Origin of the sequence: uncultured Bifidobacterium sp., assembly GCF_963540075.1 — a bacterium.
In the GTDB taxonomy this organism is placed as follows: Bacteria; Actinomycetota; Actinomycetes; order Actinomycetales; family Bifidobacteriaceae; genus Bifidobacterium.
In genome coordinates, this window is record NZ_CAUTOG010000021.1 from 1 (window position 1) to 26,957 (window position 26,957).

Here is a 26,957-nt window from a genome sequence, read left to right on the forward strand (position 1 = left end):
CTCAAGTCCCTGTCCGACATGCTCAAGGGCAAGCAGGGGCGCTTCCGCCAGAACCTGCTGGGCAAGCGCGTCGACTACTCGGGCCGCTCCGTCATCGTCGTGGGCCCCTCGCTGCGTATGCACCAGTGCGGCCTGCCCAAGCCCATGGCCCTCGAGCTGTTCAAGCCGTTCGTCATCAAGCGGCTCGTCGACCTCAACTACGCGCAGAACATGAAAAGCGCCAAGCGGCTCGTCGACCGCGCCGACCCCGCGGTGTGGGGCGTGCTCGAGGAGGTCATCTCCGAGCATCCGGTGCTGCTCAACCGCGCGCCGACCCTGCACAGGCTCGGCATCCAGGCCTTCGAGCCCATCCTCGTCGAAGGGAAGGCCATCCATCTGCCGCCGCTCGCCTGCGCCGCCTTCAACGCGGACTTCGACGGCGACCAGATGGCCGTCCATCTGCCGCTGAGCGCCGAGGCCCAGGCCGAGGCCCGTTCGCTGATGATGGCCTCCGACAACATCCTCAAGCCCGCCGACGGCCACACGGTGACCATGCCCTCGCAGGACATGATCCTCGGCCTGTACTACCTGACCACCGTCGTCGAGGGGGCCAAGGGCCAGGGCCGCGTGTTCTCCTCGCTCGCCGAGACCGCCATGGCCCTCGACCGCCACGAGATCGACATGCAGTCCAAGGTTCTCATCCGTCTGCCCAAGGACTTCGTCCTGCCGGTGGGCTGGGAGCCCGGTGAGCTCGAGGCGGTCGACCCCGAGCCCGGCAGCCCCGACAAGGTGACGGAGGAGCGTCTGCATGACGGCTCCGTCCTCTTCGCCACCTCCTACGGCCGCATGCTCTTCAACAGGACGCTGCCCGTGGACTACCCGTTCATCAACGAGCAGGTCGCCAAGGGCCGTCTGTCGAAGATCGTCGACGACATCGCCGCACGCTACTCCATTGCGCAGGTCGCGGCCACGCTGGACGCCCTCAAGGACCTCGGCTTCACCCGGGCCCCGTGGTCGGGCGTGACGATGGCCTTCTCCGACATCATCGCCCCTCCGGACCGGCAGGAGATCATCAACGGCTACGAGGGCGAGGCCGCCAAGGTCAACTCGCAGTACGACATGGGTCTGCTCACCGACGAGGAGCGTCGCCAGGAGCTCATCAACCTGTGGACCGAATGCACGGACAAGGTCGCGGACGCCATGCGCGAGAACTTCCACGACGACAACAACGTCAACATCATGGTCCAGTCGGGCGCCCGCGGCAATTGGATGCAGATCCGCCAGATCGCCGGCATGCGAGGCCTCGTGGCCAACCCGAAGGGCGAGATCATCCCACGCCCCGTGAAGTCGAACTACCGCGACGGCCTGTCCGTGCTGGAGTACTTCATCTCCCAGCACGGCGCCCGCAAGGGACTTGCCGACACGGCTCTGCGCACCGCCGAATCGGGCTACCTCACCCGTCGACTCGTCGACGTGGCGCAGGAGGTCATCGTCCGCGAGGATGACTGCGGAACCACCGATGGTCTGCGGCTGAAGGTCGCCGACCGTGACGAGGACGGCAACCTCGTCCTCGTCAAGGCCGCCGACGGAGGTCCGTACTCCCGTCTGCTCGCCAAGGACGTGACGGATCCGAGAGACGGAAAGACCGTTCTGTACAAGGCCGGGGACGCTCTGTCCATGGACGTCCTCAGGGACCTCGTGGCCCATGGCGTCGAGGACGTGTACGCGCGGTCGGTGCTCACCTGCAAGTCCCAGCGCGGCGTGTGCGCCAAATGCTATGGATGGTCCCTGGCCACCAACAGGCTGGTCGACGTCGGCGAGGCCGTCGGCGTGGTCGCCGCGCAGTCCATCGGCGAGCCCGGCACCCAGCTCACGCTGCGGTCCTTCCATTCCGGCGGCGTCGCCTCCGCCTCCGACATCACCCAGGGTCTTCCGCGCGTCACCGAGCTTTTCGAGGCGCGTACGCCGAAGGGCGAGGCGCCGTTCGCCGAATACGACGGCACGGTGAAGATCGAGGACACGGACAAGGGACGCGTCATCGAGCTCGTCCCCGACGATCCCAGCGCGGTGCCGGGCGAGAAGCAGAGGAACGGCGAGGTCGTGCGCGCCAATCCGCGCTACGAGGTCACGCGCCGGGCGCCCCTGCTCGTCAAGGACGGTCAGCATGTGAAGGTCGGCACCCAGTTCCTCGAGGGGTCGCTCGATCCCAAGAAGGTGCTTCGCGTCCTCGGACCGCGCGCCGCGGAGACCAACATCGTCGACGAGGTCCACAACGTCTATCGCTCGCAGGGCGTGGACATCCACGACAAGCACATCGAGGTCATCGTCCGGCAGATGCTCAGGCGGGTCTCGATCGTCGACGCGGGTGACACCGATGTGCTGGAGGGCGAGCTGGTCGACAGGATGAAGCTCACCGAGATCAACAAGGCCGCGGTGGGGCAGGGGAAGCGTCCCGCCGTCGGGCGTCCGGAGCTGATGGGCATCACCAAGGCCTCGCTGGCCACCGACTCGTGGCTGTCCGCCGCGTCGTTCCAGGAGACCACCCGCGTGCTCACGGACGCCGCCCTCAACGAGAAGGAGGACGATCTCAAGGGTCTCAAGGAGAACGTGATCATCGGCAAGCTCATCCCCGCAGGCACGGGTCTCGCCCGCTACCGCAATGCCGTCGTCGAGCCCGACAAGGCCATCCGCGAGAGCATCTACCCGAACTTCGGTCTGGGTGGGGACTCCGAGGCGCTTCCGGGATTCGATTCCACCGACACCGGGGACGTCGATCTGTCGAACATCGACTTCGGCGACTACAAGCCGGGTGACGACGACAATCCCGACGACTTCCTCAACGATCAGGGCGGTCAGGGCGGTCTCGTCTGACCGACCCGTGACCGTCGTCGTCCCCTGCGAGACGACATAGGGCAGACCGTGGCCCCGACTCCGTTCCGGAGCCGGGGCCACGGACGTTGTCGTTCCGTCGTTCGTTGCGTCCATCCTCTGCCCGGCGCACCGAGGGCGTGGCCGGGAGGGGAATCAGATCCCGGAAGGTCAGCCCCCGCAGGGACAGTCGCATCCGAAGACGCCCGCGCCACGTCCGGGTCCGACGAATCGAGAGCCTTGTGGACTCGATTCGTCGCCAGTACTTCTCCGCCTGGGCGTTCGTGACGCTGTCACCGGAGAACGCCGCATGGTTCGCGTCCCTCCAGAGCTCCGACATGATGATGGGGTCGACGGCGCCGGTCCGGAGGATGACCTCCGCCTGGGCTCGGCGTCCTCCGGAGTCGCCGGACCCGACGCCATCGGCCTCCAGACACAGCGCCCTCCAGCCCGCCGTCAGCCGCTGGCGCGGGGTCCCATGGCGTCTCCATCGGATGAGCGTCAGCGCCTTGATGAGGAGGATGCTTCCGCAAAGCAGTGCGATCGCCCACACGGGGCTGGCATAGACGGCCACCTTCACGGCGATTCCCCCGATTCTGCCCCACAGCGTGCTGCCGAGGTTCTCGTCGGCCTCATCGCTCCCTACGAGGGAGGAGGAGCCCCGCGCCTGGTTCTCGTCGCGAAGCGGGTCGGTCAGAGGGACGGGAGGCTGACGCACCAGGGTCCGGGGATTCGGCGGAGTGAGATTCTGGCTGTCGTCGGGCGTCCTGCTTTCCCTGGGCGTGGGGTAGAAGGCCACCCATCCGTAGCCGTCGAGCGGAATCTCCACCCATGCCTCAATGTCGTTGCCGGTGAACGTCGTCACTGTGGAGCCGTCCGACCGCTTCTTCGTCCGACTGTTATCGATGGCGCCTTCGTCGTCCTTCGGCACCAGGCCGAGGACGACCCGGGATGACAGACCCACCTGGCGGGCCATCAGGGCCATCGCCGAGGCGTACTGCTCGCTGTCGCCCACCATGGCCGTGCCCGCGAGAAGCTGGGTGATCCTGTCATTGCCGTGGCCGGCGAGCGAAGGGTGGTCTCCCGTCAGACCATGGGAGAACCATCCGGATTCGCGGAGCCTGTCCGCCAGGGCCTTCGCGGCGGAGCCTCCGGTCTGTTCGCCGCCGGCTATGGCCGATGCGAGGGCGTCGACGACGTCGGGGACGTCCTGTGCCTGAGGCTGCGTCAGAGACGCCGCGTTCGCCTTGTCGATCTGCCCGTCCGTCGGCGTGGCGGGGATGACTCCCGTCTCCGTGTAGGTCATCGTTCCGTGAAGTCCCGTCGACAGTATCGCCGAATCAGTGGAGGTGTTGTAGTACAGGGAGGATTGGTAGGAGGGGTCGGAGAAGTCAATGCTCGTCGGGGTTCCCGCGAGTGGAAGCCAGTGTTCCGAAAGCCCTTTGCGGACGGTGAGGCTTGCCGTGAAGCTCCTTCCGGAGGTGGTCGTGGAGGCCGTCCGGCTTCCCATGCGGCGGTAGTCGGAGGAATCGGAGGAGTTGGTGGAGTCCGACAGGTTCCATACGTTGCCGTCGAAGGAATCCATGACGGCGAGCCGGACCGTCGAACCGGCCGGAAGATTCCTTGCCGTGAGAAGGGTGTCGTTCTTGTGTTTTTTGATGATGGATCGCATGGAGCTCAGAGGGCTTGCATAGCCGTCCACGCTGATCGGCGGATCATGGACGTCCCGCAGGATCGTGCGGTTCTGGGGTATGCCCAGGCATCCTCCGACCGCGGTGGCCACGGTGACCAGAAGGATGACGAGCATGGAGAACCAGCGACCGATCTCCAGCGTCCGGAACGACCGGGACAGCCAGAGGACGAGGAGCAGCGAGGCGGCGGTTCCGCAGGCCACGCGCAACGCTCCCGTCCGGGTCCCCAGGAGGGCGCTGACGGCGAAGCATGCTCCCCAGGGGAGAAGAGCCAGAGGACGCAGTTCCGGCCGGGAGGATTCCGCGGCCAGGCCCGCGAGGAACGACGACCACAGGGCGATCGTCCAGAGGGCGAGCAGGGATCCGTCGCCGGTGCCGACGGGAGGCTCGATCGCGAGGAGATACGTGAAAGACCCGAGCAGGGAGATGACGCCGTCGGATAGCGTCGAAAGCGTGGGAATGACATGGCCGATGGTGGTTCCGTTCAGGGTGATGGCCGGTCCGACGACCAGCTGGGCCACGCACAGAAATGTCAGCTGCCACCACAGACGCAAGGAAGGCAGCAGACCTGCCGCCGCGATGGCCATGCCGATGGCGGCCGCGGGGATCGCCGTCACGCACCATCCCAGGGTCGTTCCATAGACGTCGATCAGATTGGCCGAGCCCATCAGCGTCACGAGGATGACGACGACCGCCGCCGCGATGGAGTCCGTTCCCGCTTCCCGATGGATATGAGGCCGAGCCCCATGCGCGTCCTCCCGTAAGAGCCGGATGGCCGAATGGGTCGAATCGGCCCATGAGCCGGCGACGATGGAGGGCGTCCGCGAACTCGGGACGCGGGATGGCGATTCATCCGAGGAGGTCATGCGAGCGCCCCCAACACGAGAGGGAGGTCCTCCAGTGATCCCACGGTGGCCAGCGAGAGGCCACGGGAACGGCGGACGGACTTCGGCCGTCCGAATCGGCACCGCACCACCACGCGGGTAGCGGCGGAGGGGAGGGGGAGCGTCATTCGTCGAACATCCTCGGCGGTTCTGAGGGACCCGACGACGAAGAAGTAGAAGGAGGCGTCGGGGGAGCGCAGCAGAGTGTCCTGGGCGAGGTTCGGCTTTTCGCCGTCGTCGGGGCGGATGCCGCTGCAGAGGTCGAGGAGGATCCCGGGCGTCGTCGGGCTGTGATGCGCATCGCCGGCATGCACCGTCAGAGGACGGTGCCGTTCAAGGCACTGCACGCCGATCGAGGCGAGGACGGAGACGGCGAGTTCGAACTCCTCCGGTCCCGCATAGCCTTCGGGGTTGACGCCGATGGTGAGGCTGGTGTCCGTGCGTCGGGTGGCTTCGAACTGGCGGATCATGAGCTCCCCGGCCTTCGCCGTGCTCAGCCAGTGCACGTTGCGGATGTCATCGCCCGGCCGGTATTCGCGCAGTCCATGGAAGTCGAGGTCGTCGTCCACGATCTGTCCGCTGGGCCGTCCCTCAAGATCCCGGCGGACGCCGGCGTCGAGCTCCGGAAGAGGGACGATGCGAGGATGGACGTACACCGTCAGTATGTCCGCCGTCGCCCGCTCATGTCTGACCAGCGCGAAGGGATCGCCCTTGCGGACACGCAGAGGGCCGATGGTCAGCACCGCCCTGGACGCGGCCGTGAAACTGACGTCGGTGCGTCGTGAGGTGCCGGGGATGAGCGGGGGGATGACGAATCCTCGGTGGACGTCGCCAAGAGGCAGGTCGCCATGCGCGGCGGCGGTCGACGCTCTCCCTGGATTGGCGACGTCGACGTGGATGACGACCTCGCTGCCCGCCGTGACCCGTGGGCTCGCCACGCCGATGGATGCCCTTATCCTCGTGTTTCCGAGGGACATCATCAGTCCGCACAGGAGCATGGCGACGAGGGCAAGCGCGGATGCCAGCAGCTCATGCCAGCCGAGCAGGAGGAATCCCCCGGCGCAGGCCGTGGCGAGGGCGAGGGCGATCCAGCCGAGAGGGGAGACGAAGGCGAGGAGGGCATGGCGGATTCCTCGTCCGAAGCGCCTGAGGAATCTGACCCTCCGAGGGAGCGTCGTCGCGAGGGGACGTCGTCGGGTCGTCCCCGTTCCGCTCGTCGATGGGTTCGTCATGGAGGTCATGATGGCCTTTTCACGATCCCATGACGGGGGAGGGGATCCGTCCGAGCATGTCGCGTATGACATCGTCGGAGGAGACTCCCTCGAACGTCGCCTCCGCGGTGAGGACGGTTCTGTGAGAGAGCACCGGCACGGCCAGGTCCTCCACGTCTTCGGGCTGGACGTATCCGCGTCCGTCCGCCGCCGCCCAGATCCGCGCGCATCGGGCGAGCGCCAGCGCCCCTCGCATGGAGGATCCGACGGCGATGCGCGAATCCTGCCGTGTTCGCTCGACGAGCCTCATGACGTACTCGAGGATGGCGTCGTCGACGTGCACCTGTTCGGCCGCTCGCCTCAGGGCCAGGACGTCGTCGCCGGAGAGAACGGGGTTGATGGTCGTGGCGCGATCGGCGATGTCGAGCTCTCGAAGGATGTCGAGGCCCGCTTCACGGCCCGGATGTCCCATGGAGGTCCTGATCAGGAAGCGGTCCATCTGCGCCTCGGGCAGCTTGTAGGTGCCCAGTTGCTCGATGGGGTTCTGCGTGGCGATGACGATGAACGGCTGTGGCACGTCATGCGTCACGCCGTCGACGGTCACCTTCCGCTCCTCCATGACTTCCAGCAGCGCGGACTGGGTTTTGGGGGAGGCGCGGTTGATCTCATCCGCCAGGACGATGCAGGCGAAGACCGGGCCCTCGCGGAATTCGAACTTGGCGTCGCGCTGGTCGTAGAAGGTCATGCCGACGACGTCCGAGGGGAGAAGGTCAGGGGTGAACTGGATGCGTTTGAAGGAGGCGCCGATGGAGCGTGCAAGGCCTCGGGCCAGCTGAGTCTTGCCGGTACCGGGGTTGTCTTCGAGCAGGACATGGCCGCCGGCCATCAGAGCGGTGATGCACAGACGGATGGGCAGGTTCTTGCCCACGATGACCTGGGATGCGTTTTTGGCGATGGAGTCGAAGGCGCTCTGGAGGCGCATCACGTCAGGGGATGCGGGCAGCCGCGTGGCGTCTGATGGCCTGGTGGCGTCGGACAGCCTCGTGGAATCGGTGATTCTTGTCGCATCGAGGTTCGCGGTTCCGTCGTCCGTGGGTCGCGAGGTGCTGCTCATCCGGGTTCTCCTTGCTTTTTCGTGACGGTGGCGTGGGTGGGCGTGGATGTGGTGAAGATCCGCCTGCGTCGGACCGCGGTCGCGTCTGAGGGGACGAAGGCGGCGAGCGGACGGATCATGGAATCCTGCTCCTGGGAGGGGCGGGCTCCCAGCATCTGCTCATCCGTCGAGTTGTTCAGGGGGCTCCTGGAGGAGTCCGTGGCGGTCACGAAGAGTTCCCATGTATACGATGAGGCGTCCGGGAGATCGGAGACGTCGACGGTCGTGGGCGGGGCTTTGACCGAGTGGCAGCTCTTCTGGTCGACGTTCCGGGCGGTGCAGTCGTCTGATCCGTTGTTGATGGCGAAGATGACGTTCGCGCTCTGCCCATAGGAGTCGACCGATCCGCTGATGTCGATGGTGTCATGGTCCTTCCAGGACACGGAGATTCCTCCGACGTCGGCCATCGGCTTGTCGGGTATCGTGTCGCCTCCACCCGTGGTCGCGACGGAATCGCTGCGATAGATGACGGTGCCGTTGCTCCAGACGCTGGTGACGGTGACGCCTCCGCAGTGATTCCATGCGCCGGGATCGAAGCTGAACGTGGTTCCCGTGATCCCTGCAGCCGACGTGGAGAGGTAGCCGACGGTGAAGGTGGTGTTGTCATCGGCATCCGTCGCCGTCCAGGAGACCTTGCATTGTCGGTTTTCCGCCGAGATGGTCGGCGTTCCGGGGGAATCCACCGTCTTCCCGGGGCTGAGACTCGTGGATGACCGGGGCGATGCCGCGCCGTCGCGGTTGGGGTTCAGCGTCGCGGTGTAGGTCACCGTGGTCCCGTACTGGTCGGCCGTGATGTCTGCCGAGGTGCTCGTGTAGCCGTCGCCGGGACAGCCGAGCGTTGCCGTGACGCCTCCGCTCAGCCTGATGGAGGAGCATCCGGCGTTATGCATATCGCCGAGAGAGACGACGATGTCCGCCTTGCCGCCCTTCTGCCGAACGTCGATTCGTGGCCTGTCCGGATCCCCCCATACCTTCGCCGAGGCGCTGGCGGCGCTGGGGGTGCCATCGCCTGCCCGGTTGTGCGCGGTCACCGTGGCCGAGAAGCTCGTTCCGTCGAGGACCAGTGAGTTGCTCAGACCGTCGAAGCTGGCACTGGTTGCGATGACGGTCTGCGTGGAGCTCCATCCGTTCGGCCCGTTCAGGGTCACGGTGTAGCTGTCGGGGGCGGTGCCGACGTAGTCGGGGGCTGACCAGGTTACCGTGGCGGCGAGGTGCCTCGGGGTCACCGATACCTTCCTGGGCGCGGTGGGGACGACGTCCGGAGTCCCCGTCACCGCGTTGGAGGCCTTCGACCATCCGGCCTCGTTGCGCGCCCTGACGCTGAACGAGTACTCCCTGCCGTTGGTCAGGCCCCTGATACGGCAGCCGGTGGCCGTCCCGCATGGCCTCGAGCCTCCGTCCCAGTCCACCTTGTACTCGGTGACGGGGCTGCCGTTCGTCTCTCCGGGGGTCCACGAGAGGTCGACGGACGAGTCGGCGGGCTTCGCGGCGATGGGGGAGAGCTGAGGGGCGTCCGGCTTGTCGATGACCGACACGAGTATCGTCGCCGTCACCTGCCGGTCCATGCTTCCCGTGGCGTCCTGGACGGTGACGAGGACCCTGTTCGTCGAGGCTTCGATGTCCGCGTCCGCGGTGATTGATATGAATCCGGAGCCGGCGCAGTCCGCCTTGAGCCTCGCCGTTCCGCTGGTGGTGCAGACGACCGCCTTCAGCGGCGTGTCGGGGAAGGGGTTGTAGGCGTCCGTGAAGAGGTCCACCTTCTGGCTCGCCCCGGCCTTGAGCTGGATCGACGGTCCGGTGACCCGCGCGAGAGGCCGTGTGGACTCCGTCACCTCGACGGTCACGCCCGCCGTCAGCGTCCCGCCGTCGTGTCCGATGGTGATGGGCACGGCGACGGTCGTCCCTGGCCTGGCCGTGCTGCCGGCCTTGACCGTCAGGGTTCCGGTGGCCTTCACCGTCGCGGTGATGTCCGATGAGGACGTTCCCCCGGCATAGACGTAGCGGGTCAAATCGACGTCGTCCCCTAGGGGCGAATGCGTCAGGGCTGTGAGGTCCACCGTCATCGGGTCGTCGCCTGCGACGACGTCGATGGTCGTCGAGGAGAAGGTCGGCGGCGAGGGGGTCCTGCCGATGACGGTGATGGACAGCGTCAGCACGGCCGAGTTGACGATTTTCTGGGTGGTGTCGCCCGGCTCGGCGTCGGCTGCGGTGAAGGTGATGGATGCCGGTCCGGAATAGTTGCGCGGGGCCGTGAACCGGAGCGTCTGGTCGTCGACGTACGGTTTTCCGCCATTGGATTTGGTGGCGCTGACGGAGTCGGGGGATTCCACATAGGCGCTCTTCCCGGCGCCCACGCGCACATGGTCGGCGATGGGGATGGTGATCGTCTCCCCGCCGTTCACCGTGAGGGCGGGCGCTTTGGGACGGAGCGTCGGGGGGAAGACGCCGTACGCCGGCACCTGGATGAAGGCGGTCGAGGTGATGCCGTACGTCGTGTTCGTCACCGTGTAGGGCACTGAGCGCGACTTGTCCGTGAGGTCGATGGTGATGACCGTGGAATGCTTTCCGCCTGTGACGCGCGCATGGGCGGAGACGGACGGGTCCACGCGGACCTTCAGCTCGCCGGCGGTTCCCGAGGGGTTGCCGATCGAGTCGGAGACGTCCACGTCCACCGACTTCTTGTCGATGGTGGCTGATGCCGCGACGCGGTAGTCGTAGGCCGTGGGAGGCTCGATGACCGCCTGGGGGTCGGTGGTCACGGTGAGCACCGCCGTGTCGGACAGCCCCGCCTTGTTCTTCACCGTGTAGGTGATGTGCGCGGTTCCCGGACGCTTCGGCGTCGTGAAGGCGATCATGTCGTCCTTCGTCGTCGCGCCGGTGATTCCACGGACCTCCAGCGTCGCATCGAGGACGAGGTCGGAGCCGTCCTCGGAGACGTCGTTCCGCGTCACGGGCACCGTGGCGGCCGTGTTGGGCCGCAGAACGATCTCGTCGTTGCGTGCGAAGACGCCGGAATTCGACCCGTTGCGAAACACCCCGACCCTGATCTGCGCCTGGGCGCGCTGTCCGGTCCAGTCCTCCACGGCGTAGGAGAAGGAGTCCGTCCCGGAGGAGTCCGTGTAGGCCTCATAGAGGAGATGGTCGGCACCGACCTCGGTGATGCGTCCGAGGGAGGGGGCGGTGTTCCCCAGACCGAGAAGCATGTCGACGTCGCCGTCCGCGTCGATTCCCGTCAGCGTGACCGGGATCTTCACCTTCTGCCCGGCCGCCACCTGCGCCTCGACGTTCCTCGGTGCAGGAGCCGCCTTGGTCGCGGAGTCGCTTCCATGGACGGAGAAGGTGATGGCCGCCGAGGCGGTGTTCCCCAGACCGTCCTTCACCGTGTAGATGACGCGGTAGCTTCCCGGCTTGTCGGACGCCTGGTAGCGGACGTTGTCGCCCGACACGAACACGAGTCCGGAGAAGGTCGCCCTGTCGTACTGCAGGGTGCTCTGGAGGGTGACGGTGGTGCCGTCGGCATAGGAGACGTGGTCGATCGCGTCCACCGAGACGACGCCGCCCGTGCGTACGTGCGCGATGACGTCGGAGGCCCTGGGGGCCGACTGGCTGGCCGTCAGCGCCGGCGGCTGCAGGACTATCGTGCCCTGCGAGGTCCCGACGGCGTTGGCCACCGTGTATGTGATCTCGATCGGCTCGGTCGGAAGCTGGTTCGCGGTCAGATACACGCGCCTGTGGCTGACGAGTCCGGCCGTGATGCCCGGCGAGGAGTCGGTATGAACCGAGGTGACCGACAGCACGCCGCCCATGGGGTCGACGTCGTTCGACAGCGGCTCCACGATGGCCGTGTCGTCGGCGCCGAGCAGGGCGACGTCGTTGACCGGCACGGGGGCGGCGGACTGTCCCGTCGCAGCCCTGACCTCGACTCGGGCAAGTCCGGTGGCCGCTATGGAGCCCTGGATGACGGTGTAGGACGCGTAGAAGGTCCCGGTGGCCGTCGCGGAGAAGGTGAGCGTCATCGTGGAGGCGTTCATGGTGATGGTGGCGCCCTGGACGGGGTCCACGGCGGTGAGACGCGGAATCCGGGCCGACGTGCCGTGCACGTAGTCGCTCAGATCGATGGACGTGTCCGTCGAGGGGATCGTCCGCCTGATCACGGGGTCGATGGCCGCGGCCAGAGAATTCGCGGCATGGATGGTGAAGTGCGCCATCCCCGTGCCCGTGGCGCGGCCGTCGGAGACCGTCAGCTCGATCGTGATGCGGCCCGAGATGGCGGATCCGGCGCTGAAGACGAGCTGTCCGTCGGCCCTGGTGGAGACCGTGACCTGATCGGAGTTCCGTGGCGTGGCGGAGATGAGGGTCAGGGGGTCGCCGTCCCCGTCCGAGAAGCTTCCCAGCGCGTTCACTGTGAAGGACGCCCCCTGCTCCACATCGTATTCCGGTGGCGTATCGCTCTGCTTCGGGACGTGGTTCCCGTCTGATTCCTCAATCGTCAGAGTGACCGTGGCGGAGGAGGTCTGGCCGTGCCCGTCGCTGATGTCATAGGTGAACGTCGCCCTGCCGGCGTGGGCGCCGGTCGCGTCGAGCTGGAGATACCGGCCGTCATGGACCGGGGAGACCTCCACGGTGTTCCCCGACGGTGCGCTCACCTTGGTGATCTCGAGCACCGAGCAGTCGGTCTGCTGGTCGTTGCGAAGCACGTCAAGGATCCGGCGGCTGCCCATCCGCGAACCGAAGGAGTCGTTCTCGGCCCTGATCCGCCCGGACTGCGGAGAGCATTTGTTGATGAGGTTCCGCCGGCTGTCGGCCGGGTCGTCGTTGGCCGTCCTTTGCTTCGTCTGCCTCGTCTGCAGGGTGTTCCATGGGATCCTGATGACCTTCGTGGAATCCCGGGGATTCCATACGTTGCCGTTCGTCACGTCGTTGAGCACGACGAGACGATGGTTGGTGCGGAACAGGAGATCTGAGGTCGCGGAGACGGACTGCAGGGTCGAGAACGGCGCGTGCGCGGTCGGGGAGCAGACGCTGACGTGGTTGGCCGTCGTCCTCGACCAGGCGGCGTACGCGCATCCTCCGGTGGACACCGGTCGGGCCGGGGTCGCCGGGGACCCGGCGGACAGGACGGAGGGGATGACCTTCCCTGTGGAGAGTTTCACGGAATACAGGCCGGTCTCGTCCGCAGCCGCCACCCATCCCCGCTGCGCGTCATCCGTCGGCGTGGCCTGCAGCGTCAGGGTTCCCGTGGATCCCGTGGCCGCGCTTCCGTCGATCCATCGGATCATGCCCCCGTAGGAGATGACGGGCGTGCCTCCGACGACGGTGAAGTCGTCGATCGTGCGCCCCGATCCGTTCGCCAGCGATGCGACCCGCCTGGAGGTGGTGTCCTTCGGCCCGTCAAGGGCCAGGACCATGCCGTCGGCGGGGCGGTAGCCGTACACGATGCCGTCGTGGGTGACGGCGATCCTGCCGCCCGAGCCCAGACGCATGCGGGGGTCCGAGCTCTCAGGCTTGGCGTCCTGGGGCGTTGATGCGTCGGCGATCCACACATTGCCGTTCGTCGTGGAAAGCAAGGCCGCCGTTCCCCCGCCGACCTTGGTGTCCGTGGATGTCCCCGTCGTGGTTCTGCCCGAGGGTGCGAGGGTGGACGCCCTGATGCCGGTGACCGTGCCTCCCTCGGTAAGAAGCGTGTCGTCGTCATGCTGCGCGACGTCGAACCGGGGGGCCGTGGACGACACGCCGCCATTGGCTTCCGAGTTGCGGACGTTGAACCGTGCCGCCTTCCGGTTGCTCAGCGACGTCACCCATACGGTGCCGTCGTCAAGGTGTACCTGGCTGCGGGCCACGGAGGTGACGAGAACCGCCCCCGCGACGATTCCGGCGAGCAGAAGGAGCGCCACGACCGGGGTCAGCCATCGGTTCGGGGGGAGGGCCGTCCGCGGCGGCGACGGAATCCCCGCGGCCCGGTCATCGGCGCGCCCCCTCCATCCTGGCCCGTACTCTCCCATAGCCCGTCCATCCCCCGCCAACGGCCCGTCCTTTCGCATGGGGGCGCACCGCCCGCGTTTCCCGCATGTCCCGGGTCCACGTATACGTCACCGCAACGGCCGTCATCGGCGTACCGCGCAGGCCGTGGTCGGATGCTGGGACGTCCGCCGGTCGGAACGGACGATGCTCACCTGGAGGCAGAGCTGGTCCTCGTCGACCCCGGCCATGCTCACGGACGTGGCGTCGACGATCTGCGCGCCGACCGATTCCGAGGAGCCGGAGTCCACCCTCGTCCATGCGTAGGCGTCGCCACGCCGCGGGTCGGGATTGGTCCACGTGAACGTCACCGTGTCTCCCGAATACCGTCCGACGAGATTCGTCGGGGAGGGGACGGGCTCCGGTTCGGAGCCGACGTCGGTCGACGTCCGGGGCGAGGGCGAGACCGTCATCCCACCATCGCCGATCGTGGCGCTTCCCCATCCGTCCGAGCCTCGGGACCGCCGGACCTCCAGGGCGAACGCCAGGCAGAGCGTCACGATGATCGCGATCGCGATCGCGGCGGCGGCCGCGTGTCCACAACGGATGCGTTCCGGGCCGCTGGCCATACGCGAAGGCGCAGGGGCAGGGGCCGGCTGCCTGCCCTGTGGATATCGGGGTTCGCCCTTGACGATGAGGGGAGTCGCGCGTCCGAAGCAGGACGTCTGGACCGCCTGCAGCGCTCTGGCGAAGGACAGCGCGGTCGGATACCTGTCGTCGGGCTTCCTCGCCATGGCGACGGCGAGCGTCCTGGAGACTGCCGGCGGCACCTGGGACCCGTCGAGATGCGGCGCATCCCGTGACAGGATGAGGGTCTCGAGCTCCTGGGGGCTGCGGGGGCGGTAGACGTGCTCGTAGGGGGAGGCCCCTACCACGGCGGCGTGGATCGTCGCGGCCAGCGAATAGACGTCCGATCGTTCGGTGCCCTCCCCTCCCTCGACGACCTCCGGTGGGGCCCAGGGCAGTGAGAATCCCGTCGGCCGCCGCGAACCGTCGATGCCGGCCGAGACCCCGAAGTCCGAGAGCGCGGGGAGACCCATCGTGGTGACCAGGATGTTGGCGGGTTTGACGTCCCTGTGGATGATTCCGGCGCGATGCGCGGTCTCCAGCGCGCCCGCAAGCCTGACTCCGAGGTCGAGGGCCTGCTCCGTCCGCAGGGGCCACCGTCGGATGATCTGGCCGTAGGAGCCTCCGGGTGCGTATTCGAGGACGATGTACCCCCGGCCGTCCGGGGTCGTACCGGCGTCGATGATCCCCAGGACGAAGGGATGGGCCGAGACCCTGGCCATGAGACGCCTCTCCGAGTCGAAGAGCTTGCGCGTCCTCTCGTCAAGCGGCCTTCGGCCGACCTTGACCGCCACGTCCATGCCGGTCGCGGTCTGCCTGCAATGGTGCACGCGGGCCGTGGCTCCTTCGCCCAGCGTCCTGACGTACTCGTATCCCGGTATGAAGGGCATCGGCCCCTCGTCGTATCGGAACCGTGCGACCGATTCGCCCATGCGCGCACCCCCTGAGCCGGACCGCCCTTCGCGGCGTGTGCCCTCACCGTATTCCGCCGGCGCTTCCGCGACGCCGTTCGCGATGGTCTGTTGATTATGGGGAGCGTGCCATGCCTGGACTGCGGTCTCTGACGGTCGGTGTCCCTCGGTCGCGCGCGGTTTGTCTCCGGCCCTTCGGTCGTCGACGCCGGGTAGCGTGGCGGAGGCTGGCACGACCGCATACGTTGACGGTCCGTCCACATCCCCGAACGAAAGGTCGCATCACCCATGTCCCGCTGTCCGTCCCTCTCCATCAGGCCCTTCTCGCGAGCCGATCTGGACCAGGTCGCCGTCATCTACGACGACATGTGGGGGTCGCGGTCGCATTCCGAACGGGGCCTGTCGCTGCTTGTCTCCCGTCATCATCTGCTGCATTATCTCGTCTCCGCCACTGGTGCCGATGTCGCCGAGCTCGAGGGCGAGGTGCTGGGGGTCGTGGCCGTGAGGGTCGAGGGGGAGCCGACGGCCCTTCCCTGGGCGTCACGCATGCTTGATGAGGTGAATGGGGACATCCGGGCGCTGGGCGACGAGGGGGTCCGCGCCCTGGATGCCGCCGAGACCTGGCATGCCCTCGACGCCGTGGTGGAACGTGAATCCGGCGTTCGTTCGGCGGCTCCCGCGGAGATAGGGCTTTTTCTCGTCTCCTCGCGCGCCCGTGGACACGGCGTGGGGGGAGCCCTGTGGCGTTCCGCCATGGACGGCATGGCGCGGCACGGGGTGCTGCGGTACTTCCTGCACACCGATTCGGGATGCGATGTCGGCTTCTATGGCCATGAAGGTCTGGAACGGACGTTCGACCGCCAGGTCCCTGACGACCTCGCGGGACATGCGCTGCACTCCGACGCCGAAGGCGACGTCCCCCGCAGGGTGTTCCTGTACGAGGGCTCGCCGCTGGATGGTCATATGGGCCGCGGCCATGCCATCCGACGTCGATCCGGCGCCAGACCGCGGCATGGGTCATCGGTGCACCCTATCGTCTGAAGGGGATCGGTCCCGGCCGATCGTGCCGACGGAGCCGGGTGACGGACGGGCGATGGTCCGAGCGCGAAAACGGGCGATGAGCGAGGAGGACGCATATGATCAGGGTTTCCGTTGTCGGAGCCAGAGGACGAATGGGTTCGACGGTGGCCGAGGCCGTGAGAGCGGCCGAGGATATGCGTCTGGCCGAGACCGTGGATTCAGGGGATGGCCTCGAACGGATCACCCCGGACGGCACGGACGTGGCCGTGGAGTTCACCGTGCCGTCGGCTTCGATGCGTAACGTCCTGGCTCTCGTGGCCTCCGGGGTCGACGTCGTCGTCGGGACGACCGGATGGACCCAGGAGGGTCTGGAGCAGGTCCGCGACGCCCTCGCGCACGCCCCGAGGACGGGCCAGTCGGTCTTCATCGCCCCCAATTTCGCTCTGTCGGCGGTGCTGGCCGACCGCTTCGCCGCGCAGGCGGCCCGGTTCTTCGAGTCGGTGGAGGTCATCGAGATGCATCATCCCGACAAGGTCGATGCGCCTTCGGGGACCGCCCTGCACACGGCGCATGCCGTCGCCGAGGCACGTCGCGTCGCCGGGCTGGGGCCGATGCCCGACGGGACCCTGACGGATGGCGGTTCGCGCGGTCAGGTCGTGGACGGCGTCCACGTCCACGCCGTCAGGCTGAGCGGCCTCAATGCGCACGAGGAGGTGCTGCTCGGCAATCCGGGGGAGCAGCTCGTCCTGCGCGCGGACAGCTTCGACAGATCGTCCTTCATGCCGGGGGTGCTGCTCGCCGTACGGCGCCTGGCCTCGGGAGACTTTCCTGGACTCACCGTCGGGCTCGACGCCTTCCTCGACCTCTAGGACATCGAGTCCGGTGTGGTCCGCGGTTCGCTGGGTCTATGAGAGCCGGGTCTCGATGGAGCTTCCGGCTTCGCGGATGATGTCGTTCATCGCCCTTTCGGCGTTCGCCCCGTCGCCCTTGCGCACATAGGCGGCCACGTCGCCATGCAGGCGCAGGGCCGTCGCATCCGCGTTGCCGGGCATGAGGTTGTGCTCGGTGCGACCGATGAGCATGGAGGCCACCACGTTGCCGAGAGCCGCGAACATGCAGTTTCCGGAGGCCTGCATGAGCGTGCCGTGGAAGCGGATGTCGGCGTCCAGATACTCCCCGCCTGTGGCGTCGGCGGAATGCGCGACCATGTCGATGGCCGCCTGCGTGAGCGTCGCCCACTGGTCGGGCGTGGCCCTCGTCGCCGCCAGACGCGCGGCCTCCGGCTCGATGGCCGCACGAAGCTCCGTGAGCTCGCGGAGGGTCTCCGCGCGCTGCCCGCTGCGCAGGCGCCATTCGATGACATGCGGGTCGTAGGGGTTCCACCCATCGCGCGGATTGGCCGTCGCCCCGGCCTTTCGTCGCACCGTGACAAGCCCCATGGTCTCCAGGACGCGCGTGACCTCGCGCGTCACGGTCCGGGACGGCGCAGGATGGACGGTCGGCTGCGGAAGCCGTTGCCCCGCGGGAGTGCCGCCCGTCACCACCGACATCCCCCAGTAGTCCAGCAGGCGGTCGTGGAGGGATGTGACGGCCTTGTCGTTGTCCTCGTCATCGTGGGTCTTGTGCAGCATAGTATCCAGTATGGCATTGGGGCTGGTTATGCCATGCTTATCCGACACGCGGGAAATTCTCGTATTGCAACATACGAAATGTGCGTCTATATTTCAATCGTCATGCAACAATGATGCTGCCGCTTGAAACGACAGGCAAATCGAAGCAATGTAATGGACATTCAATGAAGAGTGGACAATGACAACGACACAGACGACATTGATGACGTTAGCGGCATCCAGCACGGTGCATCTCGACTCGACCCGCCTGGGCCTGGCCATCGCGGCCAGCATCGTGGCGCTGGTTCTGCTCGTCACCGTCGCCAAGCTGCATCCCTTCGTCTCCCTGCTGATCTCCTCGCTGATCGTAGGGATCGGTTCGGGATACGGACCGGTGGCGACGGTGACGAGCTTCTCGGACTCCTTCGGCTCGACGATGGCCAGCGTGGGAATCCTCATCGGTCTCGGTTCCATGCTGGGACGCGTCCTCATGGACACGGGGGCGGCGGACAGCATCGTGGACACCCTTCTCGCCCGGGCGACGCCGGCCGGCATCCCCTGGACCATGGCCCTCATTGGCGCCCTCATCGGCCTGCCGATGTTCTTCGAGGTGGGCCTCGTCGTCATGGTGCCCGTCATCATCCTCATCTCCAGGCGCTCGCACCAGCCTCTGATGCGTGTGGCCATCCCCGCGCTCGCGGGCCTGTCCGTGATGCACGCCTGCGTGCCGCCCCAGCCCGGTCCGCTCGCCGCCCTGAGCTGCTTCAGCAACGGCAACGTCGGCGTGACCATGATGTTCGGCATCCCCATCGCCGCGGCCACCGTGGCCATCGTCGGGCCCGCGTTCTCCGTCATCGCCGCACGATGGGTGCCTCGCCACGCCACGGACGAGCTCATGGGAGGCCGTGAGGACGAGGCCGACGGCGAACGCCGGCTGCCGCCCTTCGGACTGTCCGTGCTGTGCATCCTGCTTCCCGCCATCCTCATGCTCGGCAACGCCATCGTGGAGATCGTCGCACCGACCTGGGCCTCCTCGTCCGCCGTCGGGGCGCAGCTTCTGTCCTTCGTCGGCAAGCCCGCGGTCGCTCTTCTCATCGCCGTCCTCGTCGCCATGCTCTCCCTGTCGAAGGCCGCCGGACGCAGGCTGTCCTCCGCGAACGAGTCCCTGAAGAAGGCGCTTCCGCCCATCGCCGGCATTCTTCTGATCGTCGGCGCGGGCGGCGGATACAAGGGCGTTCTCGTCGACACCGGCGTGGGCGACGCCATCGCCGCCTTCGTCCGCAGCTCCAACATCTCCGTGCTGCTGCTCGCATGGCTTATCGCGGCCTTCGTGCGCATCGCCACGGGATCGGCCACGGTGGCGATCATCACCACCGCCGGCATCCTCGGTCCGGTCATGCAGTCCCTCAACGCCTCATCGGCCGCCGTGGCGCTGATGGTGCTCGCCATCGGGGCCGGATCGATCTTCCTCTCGCATGTCAACGACGCCGGATTCTGGCTGATCAAGGAGTATTTCGGCCTGTCGGTGGGAGAGACCTTCCGGACATGGTCGGTGCTCGAATGCCTGCTTTCCGTCGTCGTGCTCGCGCTCACCCTCCTCACGAGCATCTTCGTGCCCATGGCGGGCTGAACGGAGGCTGCGATGAGGAACGACACCAGACCGACTGGCCCTGGGGGGCAGACGGCTTCCGCCTCAGGGTCCGGACCATCCCAGAACCCTTCGTGGAGCCGCGACGAGAAAGGAAAGGCTGATATGAACGGGAACATGACGGGCGGCGTCAGAAGAAACACGACCGGCGATCCGGGGACGTGGGGAACCGACCCGGGCAGGGACGCATCCGCGCCCGACCCGGAGATGGAGGGGAATCAGACGGCGACGTCGACGGCCCTGCGACCGGCCCCATCCGCGACGCGCCTCATCACCCGCAACGCCGTCCCCGACGGCTTCCTCGACGGGCGCACGCCCATCCTCGTCGTCATGGGGGTGTGCGGCTGCGGAAAGACCACCCTGAACGAGAACCTGTCCTCCCTTCTCGGCTGGGATAGCGCCGAGGCCGACGACTTCCACCCGCAGGCCAACATCGACAAGATGTCCCGAGGAATACCGCTGACGGATGACGACCGATGGGGATGGCTGGAGTCGATCGGCTCCTGGATCGACGACCATATCCGCCGAGGCGAGCCCGGCACGATCACCTGCTCCGCTCTGAAGCGCGTCTACCGTGACCGTCTGCGTCGCCCCGGCGTGGTCTTCGTCCATCTGGCCGGCGACTACGACGCCGTTCTCAGGCGCATGCGCTCGCGCAGCGGGCACTTCATGAAGGTCTCCATGCTCGACTCGCAGTTCGCCATCCTCGAGTCTCCTCAGGACGATGAGGCCCATCTGACCCTGGACGTCGCCTCCTCGGCGACCCCCGCGGAGGAGGCCGCCGCCGTGGCCGCGGCTCTCGGACTGGCCGTGTCCGAGAAGCGCATGCGGTCGGCCATCGCACAGGACTGATGCGACGCCCCTCCTCCACGATCCCCTTCGCCCGCGCCGACCCGCCGTCGGTCGCGGTCCGACGGGAAAACGCGGGGCCAGGCCCGATGATCCGGTCAGGGCCCCGGACCTGATGTGGGGCTTCGACGTGATGGGGGAGCGGAAATGACGGGAACGGCGGAACGACTGAAAGGACAACAATGCAGCTGGGAATGATCGGATTGGGACGTATGGGCGGCAACATGGCCGCCAAGCTCCGCGAGGGCGGACATGAGGTCGTGGGATACGACGTCTCCGCGGACTCGGGAAGGGACGTGGACAGCGTCGAGGGGCTGGTCGCGGCCCTGGACGCACCCCGGACCATCTGGATGATGGTTCCGGCCGGGCGGGCCACGGATGCCACGGTGGCCGCTCTCACGGCCGTGCTCGAGCCGGGCGACCTCGTCGTCGACGGTGGGAACACCAGGTTCTCCGACGACCGCGGCCACGCCGAGGAGCTGGCGTCCCATGGCATTCACTTCGCCGACGTGGGCACCTCGGGCGGGGTCTGGGGGCGCCGGGAGGGGTACGCGCTGATGGTCGGGGGCTCCGACGAGGACTTCGACCGGCTCGTCCCGTTGCTCGAGACGCTCAAACCCGCAGGGGATGACGGTCTGGTCCACGCGGGTCCCGTCGGCGCCGGGCATTTCGTCAAGATGGTGCACAACGGCATTGAATACGGCATGATGCAGGCCTTGGGGGAGGGGTACGCGATGCTTGAGGCCAGCGACCTCGTGGACGACCCCCACGCGGTCATCGCCTCCTGGAGGCGCGGCTCCGTGATCCGCTCCTGGCTGCTCGACCTGCTGTCCCGCGCCCTCGAGGGCGACGAGGGGCTGAGGCATGTCGCCGGTCGGGCGCAGGAGTCCGGGGAGGCCAAGTGGATGGTCGCCGAGGCTCTGCGCATGGGGATTCCGCTGCCCGTGACGACGGCCTCGCTGTTCGCCCGGCAGTCCTCGCAGGTCGACGACCCGACGACGATGAAGGTCGTCGCCGCGCTGCGCAACCAGTTCGGCGGTCATGCGGTGGACAGGGAGTAGGGTCGGCGACGCGGCCGTCGGGGGTCGAGGCGGCGTTCCGCCGAGCCTCGGCGAGTCCCGCCCACGAAGTAGCGTGAAGGCCATGAGTTCCATGCATCTCCTCGACCCCGCGCCCTTCGGAAGGGTTCTTCCGGCGATGGTCACCCCCATGGAGTCCGACGGTTCCGTTGACTACGAGGCGGCCCGGAAACTGGCGAAGCGTCTTGTCGCCGACGGGGCCGACGGCCTGGTCGTCAACGGCACCACGGGCGAATCGCCGGTGACGCATATGGAGGAGAAGGTCGAGCTCGTCAAAGCCGTCAAGGAGGTCGTCGACGTCCCGGTGATCTCGGGAGCCGGATCGAACGACACCATCCATACCGTGCGCATGACCGAGATGACGCAGGAGGCCGGCGCCGACGCCGTCCTCATCGTCGCCCCCTACTATTCCCGACCCTCGCAGGAGGGCATCTTCGAGCACTACCGCGCCGTCGACGAGGCCACGGACAAGCCCATCCTCATCTATGACGTGCCCGGCCGCACCGGCGTGCACATCCAGCTGGAGACCTATCGCCGTCTGGCCGAGCTTCCGCATGTCAAGGCGGTCAAGGACGCCACCGGAGACATCGCCGGGGCCGTGCGCAAGCGCATGGAGACCGGGCTGACCTGGTACTCCGGGGACGATGGCCTCTTCCTGCCCTTCCTGTCCGTGGGAGCCGTCGGCGTCATCTCCGTCATCGCCCATGTCGCCGCCGCCCCCATGCGCCGTCTGGCGGACGCCTTCGATGCGGGCGACATCCATGAGGCCCAACGGCTGGCCGTGCGCCTGGCGCCGCTCGTCCAGGCGCTCAACGGCAACGGCTTCCAGGCCGTCATGGCCAAGGCGGCCCTGAAGGTCGAGGGCGAGCTGGACGACACGACCATGCGTCTTCCCAACGTTGGTCCGGGGGACGCCGAGCTCGAGCGCGCCGAGAACGGCATGCGCGCGGCCGGTCTCCTCTAGGGCCCACATTCCTCGTCCGCGCACAGGCGCGGACACCGATAAACAGAAATCCAAGAAGGATATGGCAACAGCAGAAAACAATTCATCGGCATCATCCTCGACGCGCTCCTCGCGAAACGGCTCCCGCTCGCGCGGTTCCCGTCCCTATCGTTCCGGCCGCGGGCAGTCGCGTCGAGGCTCGCGCCCCTCGCGCTCCACCGCCCCGCAGCAGGACGAGGTCCTCATCGCCCCGCCCAAGTACCACAAGGGCTCGATGCGCATCGTCCCGCTTGGCGGACTCGGCGAGATCGGCCGCAACATGAACGTCATCGAGTACAACGGGCATATCCTGCTCATCGACTGCGGCGTCCTTTTCCCGGCCGAGGAGCAGCCCGGCGTGGACCTCATCCTGCCGGACTTCAACTACATCAAGGACAAGCTCGACCAGGTCGAGGCCCTCGTCCTCACGCACGGCCATGAGGACCACATCGGCGGCGTCCCCTACCTGCTCAACCTCCGCCCCGACATCCCGCTCATCGGCTCCAAGCTCACGCTGGCCTTCGTCGAGGCCAAATGCGCCGAGCACAACCAGCACCCCACCAAGGTCGAGGTGAACGGACGCGACAAGCTCAAGGTCGGTCCCTTCATGCTGGAGTTCGTGGCCGTCACCCACTCCATCCCCGACGCTCTTGCCGTCTGCGTGAAGACCCCCGCCGGCACGATCATTGACACCGGCGACATCAAGCTCGACCAGCTGCCGCTGGACCATCGCATCACCGACCTCGTCGAATTCGGCAAGATCGGCGAGCAGGGCGTCGACCTGCTCATGATGGACTCCACCAACGCCGAGGTCCCGGGCTTCGTCAAGCCGGAGATCTCCATCGGCCCTGCCCTCGAGCGCGCCTTCGCCGAGGCCACGCGCAAGATCATCGTCGCCAGCTTCTCCAGCCACGTCCATCGCGTCCAGCAGGTCGTCGACACCGCCCACAAGTACGGCCGCAAGGTCGTCTTCGTCGGACGTTCGATGGTGCGCAACATGTCCATCGCCTCCGACCTCGGATATCTGCACATCCCCGAAGGGACGGTGGTGGACCTCAAGCAGGCCCACGACATTCAGGACGACAAGCTCGTCTACATGTGCACCGGCTCCCAGGGCGAGCCCATGGCGGCGCTGGGGCGCATCGCCGACGGCAACCACCGGGACATCACCGTCAACGAGTTCGACACGGTGATCCTCGCCAGCTCTCTCATCCCCGGCAACGAGCATGAGGTCTACAAGGTCATCAACAAGCTCGTGCAGCTGGGTGCGCACGTCATCAACCGCGACAACGCGGCGATCCATGTCTCCGGACACGCCGACCAGGGCGAGCTGCTCTACCTGTACAACATCATCAGGCCGAAGTGCGCGATGCCCATCCACGGCGAGAACCGCCATCTGGTGGCCAACGGGCTCGTCGCCGTCAAGACCGGACTCGACCCGCAGAACGTCGTGCTCGCCGAGGACGGGGACGTCGTCGACCTCTACCACGGCAAGGCGGCGGTCGTGGGCTCCGTGCCCTGCGGCTACGTGTACGTCGACGGCGATTCGGTCGGCGAGCTCACCGACGAGGAGCTCGAGAAGCGCCGGATCCTGGGTACCGAGGGCTTCGTCTCCAGCTTCGTGGTCGTGGACTCCGAGGCCAACGAGGTCGTCTCGGGTCCGAAGATCTACCTCAACGCCGTGGCCGAGGATGAGGCCGAATTCGAGAAGGTCCGCCGCCAGATCGTCGGCGAGCTCGAGGACGCGATGATGCAGGGCACCAAGGACACCTACCGTCTGCAGCAGCTCATGCGGCGCACGCTGGGCGGCTGGGTCGCCCGCCAGCTCCATCGCAAGCCGGTGATCGTTCCCGTCGTCGCGGACATCGCCCAGGACGTCATCGAGACGCCGGCGAAGCCCGCGAAGTAGGCGCACACGGCGTGCGGATGCGCGTCGGACCATCCGGTGAAAACGGATGGCCGTGCGCCGAAGCGCGCATAGGATGTAGATGACGGTGACCGCCCGATGCAGGGACGGTATGAAGCAATGATGCGGCGTGACCGGGTTTCCGACCACGCCGCATCGCGTCTCGGCGCAGTGCCGGACGCGGGGATCCGACCGGGGGCATCACCGACCCGGAGCGAGACGGAGGGAAGGACAGCTGATGCCGGGAGCCAATCTCACGAGAACCGAGGCCGGGAATCGCCGGGCCGTCGTCAAGGCGCCCGTCAACTACGAGGTTCGGCTTGACCTCACCCGCGGGCCGAGGACCTTCGGATCCGTCACCGTCGTGCATTTCGATGCCGAGCCGGGCTCATCGACGTTCCTCGACCTCATCGCCGACGACGTCGAGGCCATCACGCTTAACGGCATCGGCATCGACCCGTCCGAGGCCTACCGCGACAGCCGCGTGCTGCTCACCGGGCTCGAGGAGAGCAACGAGGTGACGGTGACCGCCACCTGCCGCTATTCGACGACGGGCGAGGGGCTTCATCGCAGCGTCGACCCCTCGGACGGCAACGTGTATCTCTATACCCAGTTCGAGGTGCCGGACGCCCGCCGGGTCTACGCCGTCTTCGACCAGCCCGACATCAAGGCCGTGTTCCGCTTCCGCGTGCTCGCTCCGGAAAGCTGGACGGTGCTGTCGAACAAGCCGGCGGAATCCGTGGAGGACACCGACGCCACGACCGCCGAGGGCACCCTTGGCGACCATCCCGCCGAAAAGACGAAGCGGTGGACCTTCGAACCCACGCCCGTCATGAGCTCCTATCTCACCGCCGTCTGCGCCGGTCCATACGCCGGATGGCACTCCGAATACGCCAATGAGGATGGTCGGACCATCCCCATGGGCATGTACTGCCGTCAGGCGCTGAAGGACTCCTTCGCGCCGGACGTCGACTATCTGTTCGACGTCACGAAGAAGGGCTTTGCCTTCTATGCCCGCACCTGGGGGGTTCCGTACCCCTATGCGAAGTTCGACCAGATCTACGTCCCGGAGTACAACGCTGGCGCCATGGAGAACATCGGCCTGGTGACCATCCGCGACCAGTACGTGTTCGAATCGAAGGTCACGGACGCCCTCGCCGAACGTCGCGTCGTCACCGTGCTCCATGAGCTGGCCCATATGTGGTTCGGCGACTATGTGACCATGAAATGGTGGAACGATCTGTGGCTCAACGAGTCCTTCGCCGAGTTCATGTCGACGCTCGCGACCGCCGAGGCCACGGACTGGACCGACGCCTGGGCGACCTTCTGCTCGGGGGAGAAAAGCTGGGCCCTGCGTCAGGACCAGCTGCCGACGACGCATCCGATCGTCGCCCCCATCAACGACCTCAACGACACCTACGTCAACTTCGACGGCATCACCTACGCCAAGGGCGCCTCGGTGCTGCGCCAGCTCGTCGCCTACGTCGGCCGTGAACGCTTCTTCCAGGGGATCAACCACTACCTCGAGAAGCACGCATACTCCAACGCGACCCTCGGCGACCTGCTCGCCGAACTCGAGCAGGCCTCCGACCGCGACCTCAGGGCATGGAGCGCCCAGTGGCTTGAGGAGGCCGGCATCACGACGCTCTCCACCGAGGTGACCGAGGACGCCGACGGGACGATAGGCCAACTGCGTATCGCGCAGACGGCCCCCGCCGAGCATCCCACGCTGCGCGTGCATCGCCTCGGGGTCGGCTTCTACGACCTTGACGACCTCGGGGCCGTGGTGCGCACCGACGGCGTGGAACTTGATGTGGACGGCTCCTCCACCGAGGTCGCCTGGGCGGCGGGGCGGCGGCGTCCGGCCTTCATCCTCCCCAACGACGGCGATCTGACCTACGCCAAGCTGCGCTTCGACGAGCGGTCGCTGGTCTTCGCGGAGAAGCATCTGCCCGACTTCCGCGATGCGCTCGCGCGCTCCGTGGTATGGCTGAGCCTCTGGGATATGACCCGTGACGGCGAGTTCCCCGCCGAACGCTTCATCGACCTCTCCCTGCGTGCGTTGGCCCGCGAAAGCGAGTCCACGACCTTCCGCTACGCGCTCGCGCAGGTCGGCACGACCGCCTGGCATTACACCGACCCGGCCCGCCGCGACGAGGTCGTCCGCTCCGTGGCCTCCCGGCTGTGGGGGCTGGCCCAGGACGCCAAACCCGGTTCCGACGAGCAGTTCCAGCTCGTCATGGCCTATCTCGGCTACGGCGAGCCGGACGACGACGAGTTCGCCTCCCACGTCCGCGGTCTGCTGGACGGTTCGGTCGCTTTCGACGGACTCACGGTCGACAACAACCTGCGATGGACGATCGTCAACGCGCTCGCGGCCGTCGGCCTCATGGACGCCGACGCCATCGACGCCGAGCTCGCCCGTCGCGACACCACGGAGAACCGGGAGTTCGCCTACGGGGCCAGGGCCGCGCGCGGCACCGCCGAGGCCAAGGCCTGGGCGTGGGATGAGGCGCTCGGCAACGACGGTCTGACCAACATGCAGCTCGAGGCGGTCGTCCGCGGCATGGTCGCCACGCCG

At 67.1% G+C, this 26,957-nt stretch carries 15 protein-coding genes; 9 read left to right on the top strand and 6 right to left on the bottom strand.

Going from position 1 to position 26,957, the window contains the following annotated elements; all coding sequences use genetic code 11:
* Positions 1-2,850: DNA-directed RNA polymerase subunit beta' (gene rpoC / locus RWX87_RS03915; RefSeq protein WP_314687161.1), on the top strand; the 2,850-nt coding region annotated here is incomplete at its 5' end.
* Here the strand turns inward: rpoC and RWX87_RS03920 are convergent.
* From RWX87_RS03920 to RWX87_RS03940, 5 genes are all read right to left on the bottom strand, one after another.
* Positions 2,816-5,404 (bottom strand): transglutaminase domain-containing protein, encoded by a 2,589-nt coding sequence (locus RWX87_RS03920; RefSeq protein WP_314687162.1) that lies wholly within the window; start codon positions 5,402-5,404, stop codon positions 2,816-2,818. The two genes, rpoC and RWX87_RS03920, sit on opposite strands and share 35 nt — an antisense overlap.
* On the bottom strand, positions 5,401-6,663 hold the full coding sequence (locus RWX87_RS03925; protein WP_314687163.1) for a DUF58 domain-containing protein: 1,263 nt from the start codon (positions 6,661-6,663) through the stop codon (positions 5,401-5,403). Before RWX87_RS03925 ends, RWX87_RS03920 begins: the two co-directional genes overlap by 4 nt.
* A 10-nt stretch (positions 6,664-6,673) precedes the next feature.
* Entirely contained in the window at positions 6,674-7,747 is a 1,074-nt protein-coding gene (locus RWX87_RS03930; RefSeq protein WP_399552295.1) for an AAA family ATPase, read from the bottom strand.
* Entirely contained in the window at positions 7,744-13,680 is a 5,937-nt protein-coding gene (locus RWX87_RS03935; RefSeq protein ID WP_314687166.1) for an Ig-like domain-containing protein, read from the bottom strand. Before RWX87_RS03935 ends, RWX87_RS03930 begins: the two co-directional genes overlap by 4 nt.
* 210 nt (positions 13,681-13,890) lie before the next feature.
* On the bottom strand, positions 13,891-15,303 hold the full coding sequence (locus RWX87_RS03940; protein WP_314687170.1) for a serine/threonine-protein kinase: 1,413 nt from the start codon (positions 15,301-15,303) through the stop codon (positions 13,891-13,893).
* Between the two features lie 267 nt (positions 15,304-15,570).
* Here RWX87_RS03940 and RWX87_RS03945 point away from each other — a divergent pair, with 267 nt between their 5' ends.
* Together RWX87_RS03945 and dapB are read left to right on the top strand one after the other, a co-directional pair.
* Positions 15,571-16,323: a GNAT family N-acetyltransferase gene (locus RWX87_RS03945; RefSeq protein WP_314687173.1), complete on the top strand. Its 753-nt coding sequence runs from the start codon at positions 15,571-15,573 to the stop codon at positions 16,321-16,323.
* 95 nt (positions 16,324-16,418) lie between these two features.
* Positions 16,419-17,171 carry a 4-hydroxy-tetrahydrodipicolinate reductase gene (gene dapB / locus RWX87_RS03950; RefSeq protein ID WP_314687174.1) on the top strand — a complete coding sequence of 251 codons (753 nt, stop codon included), beginning with the start codon at positions 16,419-16,421 and terminating at the stop codon, positions 17,169-17,171.
* A gap of 36 nt (positions 17,172-17,207) precedes the next feature.
* Here the strand turns inward: dapB and RWX87_RS03955 are convergent, their stop codons facing one another.
* Positions 17,208-17,933, bottom strand: coding sequence for an FCD domain-containing protein (locus RWX87_RS03955; protein ID WP_314687177.1), 726 nt, complete (start codon positions 17,931-17,933; stop codon positions 17,208-17,210).
* A 178-nt stretch (positions 17,934-18,111) separates the two neighbouring features.
* Here RWX87_RS03955 and RWX87_RS03960 point away from each other — a divergent pair, with 178 nt between their 5' ends.
* From RWX87_RS03960 to pepN, 6 genes are all read left to right on the top strand, one after another.
* Positions 18,112-19,542 carry a gluconate:H+ symporter gene (locus RWX87_RS03960; RefSeq protein WP_314687179.1) on the top strand — a complete coding sequence of 477 codons (1,431 nt, stop codon included), beginning with the start codon at positions 18,112-18,114 and terminating at the stop codon, positions 19,540-19,542.
* A gap of 123 nt (positions 19,543-19,665) precedes the next feature.
* The gene (locus tag RWX87_RS03965) at positions 19,666-20,412 is read left to right on the top strand and encodes a gluconokinase (RefSeq protein ID WP_314687182.1); all 747 of its coding nucleotides are present in this window, start codon (positions 19,666-19,668) and stop codon (positions 20,410-20,412) included.
* 179 nt (positions 20,413-20,591) lie between these two features.
* Positions 20,592-21,470, top strand: a complete 879-nt coding sequence (gene gnd, locus RWX87_RS03970) for a phosphogluconate dehydrogenase (NAD(+)-dependent, decarboxylating) (protein WP_314687184.1) — start codon at positions 20,592-20,594, stop codon at positions 21,468-21,470.
* Between the two features lie 91 nt (positions 21,471-21,561).
* Positions 21,562-22,452: a 4-hydroxy-tetrahydrodipicolinate synthase gene (gene dapA, locus RWX87_RS03975; protein WP_314687189.1), complete on the top strand. Its 891-nt coding sequence runs from the start codon at positions 21,562-21,564 to the stop codon at positions 22,450-22,452.
* 61 nt (positions 22,453-22,513) lie between these two features.
* Positions 22,514-24,379, top strand: coding sequence for a ribonuclease J (locus RWX87_RS03980; RefSeq protein ID WP_314687185.1), 1,866 nt, complete (start codon positions 22,514-22,516; stop codon positions 24,377-24,379).
* A gap of 235 nt (positions 24,380-24,614) precedes the next feature.
* The coding region (gene pepN / locus RWX87_RS03985) for an aminopeptidase N (RefSeq protein WP_314687187.1) at positions 24,615-26,957 on the top strand (2,343 nt) is incomplete at its 3' end.

What these genes read in the sequence shown, in the direction of transcription:
- RWX87_RS03920 (WP_314687162.1), bottom strand. Translation starts at nt 5,404, where the DNA reads ATGACCTCCTCGGATGAATCGCCATCCCGCGTCCCGAGTTCGCGGACG.
- RWX87_RS03925 (WP_314687163.1), bottom strand. Translation starts at nt 6,663, where the DNA reads ATGACCTCCATGACGAACCCATCGACGAGCGGAACGGGGACGACCCGA.
- RWX87_RS03930 (WP_399552295.1), bottom strand. Translation starts at nt 7,747, where the DNA reads ATGAGCAGCACCTCGCGACCCACGGACGACGGAACCGCGAACCTCGAT.
- RWX87_RS03940 (WP_314687170.1), bottom strand. Translation starts at nt 15,303, where the DNA reads ATGGGCGAATCGGTCGCACGGTTCCGATACGACGAGGGGCCGATGCCC.
- RWX87_RS03945 (WP_314687173.1), top strand. Translation starts at nt 15,571, where the DNA reads ATGTCCCGCTGTCCGTCCCTCTCCATCAGGCCCTTCTCGCGAGCCGAT.
- dapB (WP_314687174.1), top strand. Translation starts at nt 16,419, where the DNA reads ATGATCAGGGTTTCCGTTGTCGGAGCCAGAGGACGAATGGGTTCGACG.
- RWX87_RS03955 (WP_314687177.1), bottom strand. Translation starts at nt 17,933, where the DNA reads ATGCTGCACAAGACCCACGATGACGAGGACAACGACAAGGCCGTCACA.
- RWX87_RS03960 (WP_314687179.1), top strand. Translation starts at nt 18,112, where the DNA reads ATGACAACGACACAGACGACATTGATGACGTTAGCGGCATCCAGCACG.
- RWX87_RS03965 (WP_314687182.1), top strand. Translation starts at nt 19,666, where the DNA reads ATGAACGGGAACATGACGGGCGGCGTCAGAAGAAACACGACCGGCGAT.
- gnd (WP_314687184.1), top strand. Translation starts at nt 20,592, where the DNA reads ATGCAGCTGGGAATGATCGGATTGGGACGTATGGGCGGCAACATGGCC.
- dapA (WP_314687189.1), top strand. Translation starts at nt 21,562, where the DNA reads ATGCATCTCCTCGACCCCGCGCCCTTCGGAAGGGTTCTTCCGGCGATG.
- RWX87_RS03980 (WP_314687185.1), top strand. Translation starts at nt 22,514, where the DNA reads ATGGCAACAGCAGAAAACAATTCATCGGCATCATCCTCGACGCGCTCC.